Genomic DNA, 12574 nt, shown 5'->3' with positions numbered 1-12574 from the left:
GTGCAGCGCCATGCCCGCGCTTGCCGCAGATGCCCCAAGCGGCGCGCACGACGTTGCCGATGCGCCGCAAAGGCTCGTCGTTCTCACCGACATCGAGGCCGATCCGGACGACACCCAGTCGCTGATCCGCCTGTTCCTGTACTCGAACGAGATCGACATCGAGGGCCTGGTCGCCACCACCTCCACCCACAAGCGCTCGTCGCCCATGCCCGAGTCGATACGGCGCCTCGTGGACGGCTACGCCAAGGTCCGGCCCAATTTGACGACGCATGACCGCGGGTATCCCGACGCGGATCGCCTCCGCCAGGTGATCGCCGAAGGTGTCCCGGTCTACGGCATGGAGGGCGTGGGCCCAGGCAAGGACACCGCCGGATCCGACCTGATCATCCGGGCACTGGAACGTCCCGATCCCCGTCCTCTGTGGGTGTCCGTCTGGGGCGGCGCCAACACGCTCGCCCAGGCCCTGCACACCTTGAAGCGGACCCGCACGCCCGAGGAGCTCGACCGATTGATCGCCAAGCTGCGGATCTACACGATCTCGGACCAGGACGATGCCGGCATCTGGCTGCGCCGGGAGTTTCCGGGCGTCTTCTACATCGTCACGCCAGGCGACAACTATGGCGTGGCCACCTGGAACGCCATCAATCGCGTCATCGACGGGATCGACAATGCCACCATCAGCAACGCCTGGGTGGCGCAGAACATCCAGCAGGGGCACGGCCCGCTGGGCGCGCTGTATCCGGATGTCGTGTGGGGACTGGAGGGCGACACCCCTGCCTTCCTGCACCTGATTCCCAACGGGCTCAATCATCCGGAACGGCCGGATTGGGGCGGCTGGGGCGGCCGCTATCGGCTGTATACCCCGTCCGGAGACACGATGCTCAACGGCAGGAACCACGGGCCCGAAACCCGTCCCATCTGGACGAATGCCATCGATGCATACGGACCGCCTGAACGGGCCGAGTATGGCCGGGCGGTCCGCGACACCGCCCCCCGCTACCGCGACGCCCTGGTTTCCCTATGGAGATGGCGGGACGATTTCCAGAACGATTTCGCCGCGCGCATGGACTGGACCGTCAAGCCCTACGCCGAAGCCAACCATCCGCCGGAGGTGGTACTGGGCCAGCCGCGGCAGCTCACCGTCAAGTCGGGCCAGGGGGTCGCGCTCAGTGCGCGCGGAAGCTCCGACCCCGACGGCGACAGCCTCGGATTCCACTGGTTCTGGTACCCGGAGGCAGGCGATTTCGAAGGCGATCTTCCTCAACTCTCGAACGGCGATACCGTCTGGATCGAAGCGCCCCGCGTCACGAAACCAGTCGATCTCCACGTCATCCTGAGGGTGGACGACAAGGGGACTCCGTCCTTGGCCCGGTACGCGCGGACCGTCTTGCGCGTGGAGCCATAGAGGCCCGCTCCCGGCGCGGCGGGTTGCGCACAACCCGCCGGCGACCGGCCATGAATGAAGCCGACTCGGCTCCCGATCTTCGGCCACAATCGGCACCTGTCCCCCCCATATCCAGAGGCCGCGTGATGCGCGACGAACTGACCATTGCCATCGGCGAGCTCTACCAGGGCATCCGCCACGAACATTGGCACGGCAAGACCTTCCGCCAGTTCTGGGAATGGTTCAACGCGCGCTGCATCCAGATCGTCGGCGCGGCCGACGCGGGTGAGCTCGTTGAACTGGAGGGCAAGCTGTTGGAGGTGCGCGCCGAGGTCGAAGATGGCGGCTACGCGGTTGCATCCGACCGCCTGGACGAGGTTATCGAGCCGCCGATGTGAGCTGGACCAAACCGGGGTCAGAGAAGACTTTTCGAGTTCCTGTCAGCGAGAAAGTCTTCTCTGACCGCTGTTTCGGCGGATAGGTCGCGATGCCAGGGTTTCACCCCAACCTACGAGCTCAAGACCCACAGTGAGCGCAGGGAGGAACCATGACGTTTCCTGACACCGCCTCGCCAGACGGGCGCCCGAAGACCGGCGCCCGGATGCCGATGCCCGCAAGCGGCCTGCCCCGGGTCCGCGTGCTCGCGGCCGTGGCGGTGCTGCTGTACGGCACCGCGGCACCCGCAGCGGCGCGGACGATCCACCGCTGCGTCCGCGACGGCACCGTGAGCCTCGCCACGGCGCCCGAGCCGGGGTCGCGTTGCGAGGCCCACGAGGTGGCCGACGTGCCCGGCAAGCCGGCCAACCTCTGGGGCAACTTCGGCGTCTTCAGCGGCACGCTGTACGAGCGCGAGCAGGACGGCAGGCTGGTCTATTCGACCCGCAACCTGCCCGGCTCGCGGGTGTTCCTGAAGTTCACCGTGGAAACGCCGCCAGGCGAGGCGGCCCACCCCGGGCTTGGGCGCGTCGGCCCGCCACGCATGGACGCCTTCGACGCCCAGTTCCGCGCCGCGGCGCGCGCCACCGGCGTGGACGATGCCTGGCTGCGCGCGATCGCGCATGCCGAGAGCGGCTTCGATGCCGACGCGGTGTCGCCGAAAGGCGCGCTGGGCGTGATGCAGCTGATGCCCGACGTCGCCGCCGAGCTCGGGGTCGCCGATCCGCTGTCGGCGGCGCAGTCGATCGACGGCGGGGCGCTGCACCTGCGGATGCTGCTGCGCAGGTTCGACGGCGACCGCACGCTGGCGGCCGCGGCCTACAACGCCGGGATCGGCGCGGTGGCGCTCCACGGCGGCGTGCCGCCCTTCCCGGAAACCCGGCACTACCTCGACAAGGTGCAGGCCTTGTACCTGCGCTACCGCGAGGCGATGGGCTTCAGGCCCGAACGGCCGGCGCGCTGAGAGATCCCATAGGGTGGGCCTCGGCCCACCGCACGGCCATACCGCGGTTAACTCCCCTCCGTCCCTGTTGCTGGAAAGTGCTGTAAAGTGCATGCACTGTTCAAAGCGGGATCACGGTACATCGTGGCTCCGATGCGGTAGATCACAGGTTCCAGGGTCGAAGTCGGCCTCTCCAGACGATCCACTCCATCGCTTCGCGTTACCCCTTGCTCGATACAGTCCCGGCACCGCATTTCGCGGGCCGTGCTTTCCTCAATTGATCCAAGGAGTAACACCATGTCTGATCGTCAAAGCGGCACCGTCAAGTGGTTCAACGACGCCAAGGGCTTCGGCTTCATCACCCCGCAGAGCGGCGACGACCTGTTCGTCCATTTCCGTTCGATCCAGGGCAGCGGCTTCAAGTCCCTTCAGGAAGGCCAGAAGGTGACGTTCAAGGTTGCGCAGGGCCAGAAGGGCCTGCAGGCCGAAGAAGTCGAGGCCGAGTAAGCGTTTACTCGACGCTTGCACCGCATCAGCGGTACCAGGACCCCGGGCGGCAACGTCCGGGGTCTTTTGTTTGGCGGTCATCATCCTGCATCCGAACGTGCCCGTGCTCCATGCCCCCGCGCGCCCGATCTGCCAGACTGCGCGCCTTTCGCGATCACCGGCGACGCACGCGGCCATGCGCCTGAACAAGCACATCAGCGACACCGGCGCGTGTTCGCGGCGCGAGGCCGATCGCCTCATCGGCGACGGCCGGGTGACGGTCAATGGCCAGCGCGCGCGCGTGGGCGCAGAGGTCGGCGAAGGCGACATCGTCATGATCGATGGCCAGACGCTGCAACCGCGAACGGCCGCCCCCGGCAAACGCCGCCACGTCTACATCGCACTTCACAAGCCGACGGGCATCACCTGCACCACCGAGTCGTCGGTGAAGGGCAACATCGTCGATTTCGTCGATCATCGGGAACGCATCTTCCCGATCGGCCGTCTCGACAAGGATTCGGAAGGCCTGATCCTGCTGACCAGCAACGGCGACATCGTCAACGCCATCCTCCGCGCCGAGAACAAGCTGGAGAAGGCGTACCTGGTGACCGTGAATCATGCGGTCACCCACGACATCCTGCGCGGCATGGCCCGCGGCGTGCCCGTCCACGGGCAGATCACGTTGCCGTGCCGGACCAGCCCGCTGGGCAAGTTCGGTTTCCGGATCACGCTGGTCCAGGGCCTCAACCGCCAGATCCGCCTCATGGCGGCCCACTTCGATTTGCGGGTGAAGCAGCTGATCCGGGTGCGGATCGGGCCGGTCAAGCTGGCCCATCTGAAGCCCGGCCAATGGCGCAACCTGACCGACGCGGAGTTGCGGGCTCTGCTGCCAGGGCACGCGGGGTTCTGATCCACGAGAGCGCGCCAGGCTTGATGATGGCTAGCGTCTTGTTAGGCCAGGACCTACTCGCCTACGCCCTCGGGCAGCACGGCGACGTGAGCCACGCTTGCCAAGTCCGTGCGCTTGCCCTGAGGCGGCCGGGCGGGCATCGTCGGGCGATGGACTTCATCGACATTGCCTGTCCCTACTGCGGCGAGACCATCCAGCTTGCCGTTGACGGGTCCGCGGGCGACCAGCGCTACGTCGAGGACTGCCAGGTGTGCTGCCGGCCGATCGAGGTCTCGGTGGACATCGACGCGGACGGCGACCTGCGCCTTCGGGTGCGCGACGGCAACGACGCCTGAGGCGCGGCGCCGGGGAGCGCCGTCATGCATGCGTGAGCCGGCCAACGCCGCCGTGCCGTTCCTTCAACGACGGCGGCGGCAAGGTCGCGCGGTGCGGTCAGATGCAAATTCGCGAGCCCGGACGAAGCACTGCCTAAGCCCGTTCTTGTTCTTCGGCATTGGAGCCCGCCAGTGCTCTCGGCCTCTCCGCGGCTAAATGGTGTCGGGGACAATTTCTGACGCCCATTTTGTCCCGAGGCTCAAATTGTCCCTGACACCAATGACCGCTGTCCGTTCACGGGCGTCACCCCGTCACGTTTGAGTAAGGCACAGAGGCGGTTGCGCTCCGCGACGCCCCGACCGGAGACACGCATATGCCATACCTGGATCCGCAACTGCTGCAACGCATGAACACCGGCGCGTACTCACGCAACGGCGCCGACATCCCCGACGAGAGCATGCGCGTGGTGCCGTGCTGGGCCTGGGCGCTGGCCGGGGCGCAGGTGGGCGCGGAAGATCCCTTCAGCGCCGCCAAGCTCTACAGCGACGCCTTCGTGTTCGACACGGAGCGCCAACCCATCGGCACCAATTCCGGCTACCTCGACCAGATCACCGCGATCTGGCCGGATACCGGCCTGCCCGTCAGCGCCCTGGAAGGCCGATTTGCCGATGCCCGGGCCGGGGACGCGCCGGCGCAGCTGGCGTGCCGCATGGCGCTGATGAAGATCGCCGCGATCACCAACGGCCTGACCGTGCTGGGCGAGGGCGCCAACTACGCCTACGCCATCCAGATGCGGAGCACCAGTTGGTACGGGTGGGACCACTGGGCGGTGAGTGTGCGCATGCCCTCGGGCAGCGCGAATCCGGTCAACTACGTGCAGACCGTGCCCGACATCCTGGTGCGTTACCGCTGCAACGAGGTCTGGGATCATCCTATGCCGCTGACCGCCATCGGCGTCGACGGTCTGCTGCAGGCCCACGTCGACGTGCTCGAGCAGATCCCCTGAGCCGCTGCGCTCGAAGACACCAGCCGGAGCAGCGCTTCACACCCAGAGAGGGCCGGCTCCGCGGCCGGCTCCCTGCTTTGGCCGATAGATCGCGCAGAGCTTGAACCGCGAGCGAGGCAAGCGCGTTGAGGGCAGGCAAGGCGAGCAGCGCCACGACGACCGTCCGATCCATGCGTCCTCCCTTTCCTGATGTCCATTGGCGGGCACGCGAAACTCACATTCCCCGGGAACCGCGCCAAGCGCGGTTGCGTGCGTTCCGAAGCAGGCTGGACCCTACTTCGCGATCGTCGCCGCCGGCCAAACCGTGGCCTCGGCCACCTCGTCCAGGTCGCCTGTCACCACCATCGAATGCACCTCGGAACGGGAGATGCTCCCTGCTCCCTCGCGCCTCTTGGCCTGGGCGGAGAAATGGCGGGCCCGTCTTCGCCCCTGCAGGTCTCTAGAAAATTGTCCCTGACATCTTTTTCGGAAAATTGTCCCTGGCACGAATGGCGCTTGCTTAAGGTGCTTCGCCCGATTGCGGGATACCACAGCCGTGCGCCGCTGCTTCGTAGGAGCGCGCCATGCGCGCGATGCCGCGCCAGGCAGCCTTCTCCGCTGCAGTATGGCCCGGCCCGTCGCCACGGGCGGTGTAAATAGGCAGCCGAGCCCTTCGCAATGGGCTGGCAAACAAAGGCTTGAAGCGCGGGCTATTCATTGGCGACACCCGTGGCGACGGCCCATCTCCCACCGCGGCGGTAAGGATTGCCTGGCGCGGTATCGCGCGCATGGCGCGCTCCTACGGATCTCCGGCCATGTACCTGGGCCGCCCGGCCGATGCCTTGCTTGTCCACGCAAACAGGCAAAGCACCTTAAGTAAGCGCCATTCGTCCCTGGCACCTTTCCCGGTGATCGCGCGATTGAATCTTTGGAGCGCAAGGGACTGATCGACGGCGAACACATTACCGACGCCGGATGTCTGCGAGGTTGCTGCACCAGCTTGGGGCGCCCGCCCTGGTAGAGCTGACAGCGTTCATCGGGGCGGCGAACATGGCGGGCCGGAACAATGTGGCGCTCGGCATCAAGGCACAAGGCTTCGCGGCGGCATGTGGGCTGGAACCGCTCGCCGTACCTTCAAAGGCCGCACTTTCAACGATATGACCGATGACCAATGGTGGAAAGGTGTCGGTGGATTGGCCGCTTCCGCCGTCCAGGACCCGCCGAGCGTGCAGGCCGCTGCCTCACTATCGGCGAAGCAGAAGATCATCTCCCACCCCGGACCCAGCTGCTGCCGCAGATAGGCGAGTTCCAATGGGTGCGCTGCGCCCAACTATCCCTGACGCCATTTCCCAAAAATTGTCCCGGACACTAATGGCGCCGTTTTCCAAGCTTGTGTTTTCGCCCGTCGCTGTTTGCAAGTGCCGTCGCCCTGGCCTTTCCGCGGCTTGTCGAGCCCCGCGCCGATGACGTTGCAGGTGATGCTCGACCGGAACGGCGGCTTGACGCCGCAGCCGGTTGCGCAATCGCGGCGTTTGCGCCTGCCGGATCGATGACAGCATGCGTCGAACCATCCCTGGGGCGCCCCCCGGTTGACAGCGCCTGAGGGCCATGCAGTGCGTGCAAGACGCAGAAAAACGCCGGCGCCAAGCACAAGACGATGACGTGGCGATGACATTCACGAGACATGGCGCGCCGATGTTCGTTATGCATTCATAAGTGCAGCGGCACTTTCAGCCTCCCGCCACAATCACAGCCACGCCGCCATGGCTCAGCTCATCGACGACCGGACCGTCTATATCCCGCCGCCGCCGCCGCCGGCCCCACCTCCCCCGGCAACGCATACCGTTCGCGAAGGCGAAACGCTGACCAGCATTGCCGACGATTACCGCACCACGCCGCAGGCGATCCTCGACATCAATCCGCAGGTGCGCTCGCCCGAGCTGCTGCCAGTTGGCGAGGAGCTCAACCTGCCTCCGCCTTCGGTCGATCCGGAGGTGACCCGGGCGGTCGACGGCATCATCGCCGACGATGCCACGCCGGAGCAGAAGAACGAGGCGTATCTCGCCGTGCAGGAGCACGTCGACCAGGCTGGCGGTATCGGCGGCCAGGGCGTGGAACCGTCCGCGTTGCCCGGCCAGTCGTTGCGGATCCTCGACCAGGCCGGCATTCCCACCGCGATCGATCCGCGGGTGGCCGCGGCGGTCGACGCCGTGGCCGATCCGGGGGCGAACGTCGACCAGGCCGTGTCCGGCTACCAGGCGCTGCAGGCGTATGTCGACCGGGTCGGCGGCATCGGCGACCAGGGCATCATCGAAGAGGCCCTGCCGCGGCAGGCCGCGCAGCTGCTGAAGGACGCCGGCCTGCCGGCCGCGGTGCGGCCGGAGGTCGCGGCGGCGGTGGATCCGCTGCTGCCCAAAGACGTGAGTCTGGCCGACCGCGCAGCCGCCTACAGCACGGTGGAGGCCTACGTCGACCAGGTCGGTGGCGTCGGCGATGCCGGCATCACTGCCGAAGCCTTGCCGGGCAGGGCGATGCAACTGTTGGTGGACGGCGGACACGCCACCCGTTTCGATCCCGAGGTGATCTCCACCGTCGACCGCATCGCCGGCAGCGCCGCCACCGACCGCCAGAAACTCGACGCCTACGACACCGTGCAACGCTACGTCGACCGGGTCGGCGGCGTCGGCGACCAGGGCATCACCGCCGAGGCGCTGCCGCGCCGGGCGGCGGAGCTGCTCCGGGACGGCGAGATGCCGCTCGACACCGAAGTGGCCGCGGGCGACAGCACGCAGGACATCGTGATCGCGGCGCAGGCCGGGACCGACCCCGCGCAGCGGTTGCAGATCCTGGGCGAAGGTTATGCCGAGGCCGACGCCGCCACGCGCCAGGCACTGCTGGCCGATCCCACCGCGCGCAGCATCATCAGCGATGCCGCAGACTGGGCCACCGAACCGCTGGACAAGCCGCCCGAAAACGGCGACGGCGACGCGGTGCCGGCACTGAACGCAGCGCAGCGCCTCGATACGCTGACCGAGAATCTCGACAGTGATCTCGCCGGCGCGCTGCTGAAGGGCACCGTGCCCGCGTTCGAAGCCTACGCCCTGAACGATCGTGGCGGGCCGATCGGGCCCGAGGGCATGGCGACCCTGCTCACGGTGATGGACCGCGCACGCGGCAGTGCCGACGGCGACGAGGCGATCCAGCTCATCGCCGAACGGACCGGCTTCGGCGACATCAACGCCATCAACAACCACCTTGCGCAGGGCGGCAGCCCCGACTATGCCTTGGCCGTGGGCGCCAGCCGCGACATCGTGATCGACGGCGTGCAGCAGTTCGCCGGCGGCGAGCTCAACGACAAGGTCGAGGCCTACATCCAGGAAACCGAGGAGCTGAACTGGCTGGTCGCCAACCACGGCGGCAGCATGACGCCCGAGCAGTTGCAACAGGCGATCGACGACTACATCGCCAGCAAGGGCCCGGACTGGGAGCAGAAGCTCGAGGGCATGCAGGAGGAGATCGCGCAGGACGGCATCAAGCTGCAACAGCAGATCGACGCGCTGCAGCAGGCCGGCGGTTACGACGACACGATCACGGCGCTGCTCGACGATCCGGAGAACCAGCTCGCGCTCAGCACCGCGCTCGGTCGCCATCCGGAGATCGCCACCGATACCCGGCTCAAGGACTACGCGCTCTACGCCAAGGTCAGCGAGGGCGGCCGCAAGCTGCTGGGCGAGGTCGCCAACAGCTACGTCAAGGCCAATGTGCTGCCGGACCTGCAGGGCGCCAATCCGGCGAATCCGGCTTCGATGCAGCGTGCGGAAGCGGCGTTGGCGCGGCTCGACAGTTCCGCACTCGCCACCGCCTATGGGGTGGACAAGGCCAAGTTGCAGCAGGCGGTGGGCGAACTGAAGCAGGCGCTGCCGACCGCCGGCGACACCCCGGAAGCCGCCAACGCACGCCTGGAAAAGCTCAACCAGAACCTTCAGGGCATCGATGGCTTCGAGAAGAGCACCGGCATCGGCCAGCTGTTCCGCGCCGCAGGCGTGGCCACCACCAGCTTCGCCTTTCTCAATTCGACCGCCCACGCCTTCGGCGAGCCGGGCAGCTACGCCAACTGGCTCAAGGCCGGCGCCGACACCTTCGGCCTGACGCAGAAGACCGCCGATTTCCTGGTTGCTCGCGGCGCCGATGGCACGACGACGCGGGCGCTCGGCAGCGCACTCGCCGGCAAGATCGCCACTGGGGTGACCGCCGTGGCCGATTTCGCGCTGGGGTTGAAGGCAGCCGCCGAAGGCGACTACGCCACCGCCGCGCTGTGGGGCGTCTCCGCCGCAGGCGGCGCGCTGACCTTGGCCTCGGGAGCCGGTCTGATCGGTGCCTGGGGCGGTCCGGTGGGCATCGCGCTGGTGGCGCTGGCGGCGGTGGGCATCGGCCTGGTGGCCAACGTCAACGAGTCCAACAAGCACGACAACGCCACCTCGGCCGAGTTCCTGCAGCAAGCCGGCTTCACCCCGGAAGTGGCCGACGCCCTGGTCGATCAGAGCGGCGATGGTCACAGCCCGGTGCCGCTGCTGGCGAAGTACGCCGAGCTCAAAGGCTACGACCTGACCGACGCGCAGCAGCGCCAGCAGTTCGTCGACTGGGTCAACGACATGCCGATGGAGCGGCTCGAGCATCTGCGCAGCTGGATGCACCACACGCTCGACGATTTCGGCGGGGACGTCAGCAGCTTCGGCAGCGACACCACGGTCCACATCCCCACCACCACGATCACTTCGGGCGGGTATCCGGCGACGGTGTGGGCGCATGGTCCCTACACCGTGGGCGAGTTCGATGCCTTCGTGGAGGAGTACGGCGGCACGCCGCTGCCTCATGCCTGAAGCGGCCTGATCGGGAATGGTCAACCACTGCCCCCACTGTGGCCGTCAGGCGCTGTCGCCGGCGCGCAAGCTACTGCTTGGTCCCTCGGGCAGCATCGCCTGTCGCGCCTGCGGCGGGCGCGTCGGCGTGGCTTTCGGCAAGGCCTGGCTGGCGTTGTCGCCGGGCCTGCTGGTCGCGGCCTCCGGCCTGCCGATCGCGCACGCCAGCATCCGCCACCTGCCCATGATCCTCACGCTGGATGCGCTGGCGCTGGTGGCGATGTTCGCCGCCTATGCATGGTGGGTTCCCCTGCAGTGCCGCTGAGGCGGGCGCAGGTGGGCAGAACCCGGCACAGACCCGGCGAGCCGCACGCCGCTGCGGATCAGCCGCCCTATGGCCGGTCACCACGTTGGGTCGCTTGGAGATGCGACCTACGGGCAAATGGTGTCAGGGGCACTTTCCACTTTCTGACGCCCATTCTGTCCTGAGGCTCAAATTGTCCCTGACACCTTTTCCGGTCTGACACCTTTTCCGCTGTCTCGACGCCCACGCCCTCGGCGTGCGGCAGGAGGCGCATCGCAAGGTCGTCCCCGGTGGGCAGCGCATGGTGTTCGCGCGCCTCCACCTGAGCACATACGAAGCGGTGCTCGGCGTGCCTGCCTCGGAAATTGCCGGGCGCATCGTCGCACTCGAGGACCTGTGGGGCGACGCGGCGACACGGCGGCTGCGCGGCCGGCGTGCCGTCGCCGGCGGCCTGGGCGTGAGCGAACGTCACCTCCGGCGCGTGTTCCGCGAAGCCGTGGGCGTGAGCCCGAAGGCGTTCGCCAAGCTGACACGCTTCCACCGGGCCCTGACCGCCGCGCGCGAGGATGGCGGCGCAAGCTGGGCCACCATCGCCGCGGCGGCAGGCTACTACGACCAGGCGCATCTCATCACCGAATTCCACGCCATCGCCGGCACCACGCCGCGCGCGCTGCTCGCCGAACTCCAGGCGGCAGGCTGATCGAGCAGGCCGGCCTTCTTCTCGTTCGGTGTAGCGCCCACCCACCTGACCCCAGCATCGCCTTCGAGGAAACGGACGGCCGAACCGCCTCTTCCCTTGTTGCTCGCATCACAGCGACAGGTAACGCTCGGCGTAGTAGCTCTTCATTAAGTCAAAGAGTTGCTCGTCGGTAAGCGTGTCCGCGTCCTTGCGCAGATTCTCGAGCGACTCCTTGAACTCGTCTGTCGTGGTGAACGCCTTGAACTTTTCGGCCTTGTACCGCTCGAACTCGTCCGCGGACAGCTGGAGGCGCTCGATCACCTTGCCGGATGCGACACGCAGGACTTGATAACGCTCATAAGATGAGCCGTAGCCCATGTGGACGTAGTGGGTGATCTCTCCTTCCGGGATAATGAGCGCGCCGCTGTACCAATCGGCGACCACCGGCGTCGTTGTCGAAGGGAACAGGTCGGAGAGGATGCTTTTCGCAACGTAGTCGCCGGGTTCGCTGCCGGAAACGTGGATGGTGACGTCATTCAGGACGAGCTGCCCCTGGGCAACCTCCCAGGATGCGATGTAACCCCGCCAGTTGGCCGAGGAAATGGCGGCGTCCTCCGGTGGCTTCCAGTTCTTGCGCGCCAGATGAGGCTCCAGCGGATTCGTGTTGAGCGCGTGATCCACGCCGTCTATGCGAATGTGGTCAGGCACCTGCGCCGTGGCGAATGCCATCACTGGGCACAGTGCAACTGCGAAGACAGCGGATCTCAGCATCTGCAACATTGACTCTTCCTGTCGGGTAGTTGGCTGCCGCGCGATACAGGCCTCAGCTTAACCCTGCCATCGATTCGTAGGAACGAAGAACGTTGCGGCCGCTGTTGCCGTGTCAGAAGCCGGCCGGCGATTCCACAGCCGATCACCAGTCTCGCCAAGTGCCGTCTACCGTCGATTTGGGTGCGCATCCGACGCAGATTGAAGAACTGGGGATGGAGGGAACGATCCTTGGACATCCTAGTGCCCCGAGCCCATGGCGACTACCGAGCCGCCGCTCGGCGGGCTTCTCGTCCGCGAGCAACGGGGTCAGATGCACTTTCCGGACCCAAGCGGAGAACTGCACGACAGCTTCTTTTCGTTTCCCTCCAGCGCTTAGAGCAGGTGGCGTTTGACCTGACGTTGCTCGGTCGCTTCGGAGTGGCGGAGGACAGACACTGCCCAATCTTGCCGCTCCCGGCTCAGCAACAGCATTGGAAAGTGAACCTGACCCCGTTCCTTGCTGA

The 12574-nt window shown here is 66.8% G+C and carries 12 protein-coding genes; 11 read left to right on the top strand and 1 reads right to left on the bottom strand.

The window, feature by feature from the left end; genetic code table 11:
• Positions 1–10 precede the first annotated feature (10 nt).
• The 11 genes from AB5T46_RS08350 to AB5T46_RS08300 all read left to right on the top strand — a co-directional run bounded on the left by AB5T46_RS08350 (position 11) and on the right by AB5T46_RS08300 (position 11321).
• A complete protein-coding gene (locus AB5T46_RS08350) occupies positions 11–1405 on the top strand; it encodes a nucleoside hydrolase-like domain-containing protein (protein WP_370563438.1) in 1395 nt (464 codons plus the stop codon).
• Between the two features lie 125 nt (positions 1406–1530).
• Entirely contained in the window at positions 1531–1782 is a 252-nt protein-coding gene (locus tag AB5T46_RS08345; RefSeq protein ID WP_370563437.1) for a hypothetical protein, read from the top strand.
• A gap of 209 nt (positions 1783–1991) precedes the next feature.
• The gene (locus AB5T46_RS08340) at positions 1992–2783 is read left to right on the top strand and encodes a lytic transglycosylase domain-containing protein (RefSeq protein WP_370563725.1); all 792 of its coding nucleotides are present in this window, start codon (positions 1992–1994) and stop codon (positions 2781–2783) included.
• 276 nt (positions 2784–3059) lie between these two features.
• Positions 3060–3269, top strand: a complete 210-nt coding sequence (locus AB5T46_RS08335) for a cold-shock protein (protein ID WP_149194544.1) — start codon at positions 3060–3062, stop codon at positions 3267–3269.
• A 175-nt stretch (positions 3270–3444) separates the two neighbouring features.
• Complete coding sequence (locus tag AB5T46_RS08330) at positions 3445–4158, top strand: pseudouridine synthase (RefSeq protein WP_370563724.1); 714 nt, start codon at positions 3445–3447, stop codon at positions 4156–4158.
• Positions 4159–4307: 149 nt separating this feature from the next.
• A complete protein-coding gene (locus AB5T46_RS08325) occupies positions 4308–4493 on the top strand; it encodes a CPXCG motif-containing cysteine-rich protein (protein ID WP_370563436.1) in 186 nt (61 codons plus the stop codon).
• Between the two features lie 353 nt (positions 4494–4846).
• On the top strand, positions 4847–5479 hold the full coding sequence (locus tag AB5T46_RS08320) for a hypothetical protein (RefSeq protein WP_370563435.1): 633 nt from the start codon (positions 4847–4849) through the stop codon (positions 5477–5479).
• A 966-nt stretch (positions 5480–6445) separates the two neighbouring features.
• Complete coding sequence (locus AB5T46_RS08315) at positions 6446–6619, top strand: hypothetical protein (protein WP_370563434.1); 174 nt, start codon at positions 6446–6448, stop codon at positions 6617–6619.
• 602 nt (positions 6620–7221) lie between these two features.
• Positions 7222–10338 (top strand): LysM peptidoglycan-binding domain-containing protein, encoded by a 3117-nt coding sequence (locus tag AB5T46_RS08310; protein ID WP_370563433.1) that lies wholly within the window; start codon positions 7222–7224, stop codon positions 10336–10338.
• Positions 10339–10354: 16 nt separating this feature from the next.
• Positions 10355–10642: a hypothetical protein gene (locus AB5T46_RS08305; RefSeq protein WP_370563432.1), complete on the top strand. Its 288-nt coding sequence runs from the start codon at positions 10355–10357 to the stop codon at positions 10640–10642.
• A 280-nt stretch (positions 10643–10922) separates the two neighbouring features.
• Positions 10923–11321: a helix-turn-helix domain-containing protein gene (locus AB5T46_RS08300; RefSeq protein WP_370563431.1), complete on the top strand. Its 399-nt coding sequence runs from the start codon at positions 10923–10925 to the stop codon at positions 11319–11321.
• A gap of 108 nt (positions 11322–11429) precedes the next feature.
• Here the strand turns inward: AB5T46_RS08300 and AB5T46_RS08295 are convergent, their stop codons facing one another.
• Positions 11430–12080, bottom strand: a complete 651-nt coding sequence (locus tag AB5T46_RS08295) for a hypothetical protein (protein ID WP_370563430.1) — start codon at positions 12078–12080, stop codon at positions 11430–11432.
• Positions 12081–12574: the final 494 nt, after the last annotated feature.

This window comes from Luteimonas salinilitoris (assembly GCF_041300785.1).
Taxonomy (GTDB): Bacteria; Pseudomonadota; Gammaproteobacteria; order Xanthomonadales; family Xanthomonadaceae; genus Luteimonas; species Luteimonas salinilitoris.
Note: the sequence above shows the minus strand (reverse complement) of the source record. Positions and strands in the feature narration are given on the sequence as shown.

Excerpts from the sequence above, each read along its gene's own strand:
- AB5T46_RS08350 (WP_370563438.1), top strand. The coding sequence starts at position 11 with ATGCCCGCGCTTGCCGCAGATGCCCCAAGCGGCGCGCACGACGTTGCC.
- AB5T46_RS08345 (WP_370563437.1), top strand. The coding sequence starts at position 1,531 with ATGCGCGACGAACTGACCATTGCCATCGGCGAGCTCTACCAGGGCATC.
- AB5T46_RS08340 (WP_370563725.1), top strand. The coding sequence starts at position 1,992 with ATGCCCGCAAGCGGCCTGCCCCGGGTCCGCGTGCTCGCGGCCGTGGCG.
- AB5T46_RS08335 (WP_149194544.1), top strand. The coding sequence starts at position 3,060 with ATGTCTGATCGTCAAAGCGGCACCGTCAAGTGGTTCAACGACGCCAAG.
- AB5T46_RS08330 (WP_370563724.1), top strand. The coding sequence starts at position 3,445 with ATGCGCCTGAACAAGCACATCAGCGACACCGGCGCGTGTTCGCGGCGC.
- AB5T46_RS08325 (WP_370563436.1), top strand. The coding sequence starts at position 4,308 with ATGGACTTCATCGACATTGCCTGTCCCTACTGCGGCGAGACCATCCAG.
- AB5T46_RS08320 (WP_370563435.1), top strand. The coding sequence starts at position 4,847 with ATGCCATACCTGGATCCGCAACTGCTGCAACGCATGAACACCGGCGCG.
- AB5T46_RS08310 (WP_370563433.1), top strand. The coding sequence starts at position 7,222 with ATGGCTCAGCTCATCGACGACCGGACCGTCTATATCCCGCCGCCGCCG.
- AB5T46_RS08305 (WP_370563432.1), top strand. The coding sequence starts at position 10,355 with ATGGTCAACCACTGCCCCCACTGTGGCCGTCAGGCGCTGTCGCCGGCG.
- AB5T46_RS08300 (WP_370563431.1), top strand. The coding sequence starts at position 10,923 with ATGGTGTTCGCGCGCCTCCACCTGAGCACATACGAAGCGGTGCTCGGC.
- AB5T46_RS08295 (WP_370563430.1), bottom strand. The coding sequence starts at position 12,080 with ATGTTGCAGATGCTGAGATCCGCTGTCTTCGCAGTTGCACTGTGCCCA.